This window comes from Serratia microhaemolytica (genome assembly GCF_004011885.1).
GTDB lineage: Bacteria > Pseudomonadota > Gammaproteobacteria > Enterobacterales > Enterobacteriaceae > Serratia_G > Serratia_G microhaemolytica.
Genome location: NZ_SBEF01000091.1, coordinates 1 through 2059, shown reverse-complemented (window position 1 = coordinate 2059; position 2059 = coordinate 1). Strand labels below are relative to the sequence as shown.

Sequence of the window (2059 nt, the reverse complement as noted above, 5' to 3'; positions counted from 1 at the left end):
ACGGAAAGTGGCGAACTCTATGTAGCCGGAGAATGGCTGATAGAAACTGGCCTGGCAGGCCAACTGCTAGATATTTTTGTTACACAAGGAAAGGTGATAGTAGAAAGGCTGTAGCGTAAATTGCAGCGAAAAGAAAAGGCCAGAACTGTTATAAGCTCCGGCCTTTTTTATGATCAATCATTTGGGGCAAAATACGATGAGAGCGTGGGAAAAATTATCCCAATGGCTTGGTGCTGCAAGAGTAAATTTATTTATCAATCTTCATCTAAAGCAAATGTAATTGCTTCTTTCACGTATCTAGTGCGTTTATTTTTAGATAAAAATCTAGGGCTGTTTAATATTTCCTTGAGCTTTTCCTCACCAAGCACTTCCTTTACATCATCAAACATGATTTCCAAATCTGAACCTAAATTCCTTGGTGACTTTGTCAGATCAATTGATAAGTACCTATCAAAAAGGATATCAATTGCCACATCTGGATTGGTTTTTAATAAAATCTCGAATGCTGGCAAAGTAAAATTCCATGAAATTATTAACTTTCTTAATAACTCCAAGTCTTCAGATGTCAACCCATCAGCAATAAACTCTTCTTTAACAGAGTCATTCCTTATTTCCAGCCACAAGTTCTCTCTTGCTTCCCAGAAATCTTTTAATCGTTGACTGAGTGCCATGTTTTTACCTTTTGCTCACACTTCCTGTACCAACTATATCGTCAATGGTAACATTATCCTTTATTTTCCAATCCATTACCCCGCCTTTTGTTTTTCCTTTTAATTCAACTCGCATCTTGCTTGTATCTATATCAACATATTTTTCAGCACCTAGAGCTCCTGTACTATTTCTTATTGCATCAGGATCTTTAGGCTGAACTTTTACTGATGTAACACTAATACCACCTCGTGGATCAGCCGGATCATATTTAAATCCATTGCTAATGAATTTTTTAAACTCTTTTTTAGACATAAAACGTCTTACTATACCGGGGTTATTAGGAATACCGTCTGTTAATCCAGAACCTTTACCCGTGACACATGAAAGACCCCAAGGATCAATAAATCCCAATGCATTGGGCGCATACTGATATAAATTAATTCCGCCCAATAACCCTATCGGGTCTTAGGAGTGATCCCAAGGCGATCGTACTCACCGACGCTCGCATCTCACTGAACAGCAATGCTTTTAAAGAACACACTCCCCCATTTTGGGAAAAACCGACACGCAACTTTTCCCGATGTGCGTTTTTACCCGTTCACGTTCCAGCTCACCACCTTTTTATTGTGACTTTGCGAAGCACATCACAACTTTCGCTCTTTGCCGCTGCTGGCCAGTTTGCGAGCCAGATCGCAACATGGCTTTTTGCCGCCGCTGGCCGCTTTACGAGACAGATCGCAACTTCACCGTTAAGCGCCGTTTATTCGGGACGCTGAGGAGGCCACAGTTTACTGTGGCCGACGAAGGGTCGGCCGGGTGTGGGGCGGCCAGCCCCACGAACTTAACCCCCTCAAGGGAAGCCCCCCTTGGGGGGCTGCACGGGGCGAGAGTGGCGAGCACGGGAACGAGCGAGGAGCGCAGCGACTGCGAGCCGAGCGCAGCCAATAACGCGGGGTGGGGCGGGGGGAGATCAACGCCTTCAGCGGAGGCCGACAGGCCGACTGCCATTGATTGTTGGCGGCAACACAGCAACAAAGAAGTGAAGGCGATAACCACCTGAAGACAACAAAAAGGATAAGGAGTGAATGACGTGACCGAACGCGACACCGCGCCGCAGGGACGCGGCGCCAGCGGCCTAACAGAAGAGTGCGGGGCGCAAGACCCAGACCAAGTGGCGCAGCCGCTTGGCTGGCCGAGCGCCCAAAGCACGCGCTAAAAACGTGCCCGCCGGGGCGCAAGACATAAAGCTAATTGTGCGCATTGTGCACACGGCTGACCGGGGCAGGTTACAGAGACAGTGCGCACAATTCGGTAGCATTATGTTAAACCGGCCGCGCACCGCTGAAGAACCGACAAAGTGCAGGCTTTACCCTGCGGGGCGTGGCCGATTTACCCCGGCGCTCACCGA

General features: G+C 47.5%; 1 protein-coding gene and 1 pseudogene. Both read right to left on the bottom strand.

Annotated features, from left to right (window positions below):
• Positions 1 to 254: 254 nt before the first annotated feature.
• Entirely contained in the window at positions 255 to 671 is a 417-nt protein-coding gene (locus tag EOJ37_RS13945) for a hypothetical protein (protein WP_127960479.1), read from the bottom strand.
• Positions 672 to 1028: 357 nt separating this feature from the next.
• Positions 1029 to 1116 (bottom strand): annotated as a pseudogene (locus EOJ37_RS15125) (RHS repeat-associated core domain-containing protein); the annotation flags it as partial.
• Positions 1117 to 2059: the final 943 nt, after the last annotated feature.

Excerpts from the sequence above, each read along its gene's own strand:
- EOJ37_RS13945 (WP_127960479.1), bottom strand. The coding sequence starts at position 671 with ATGGCACTCAGTCAACGATTAAAAGATTTCTGGGAAGCAAGAGAGAAC.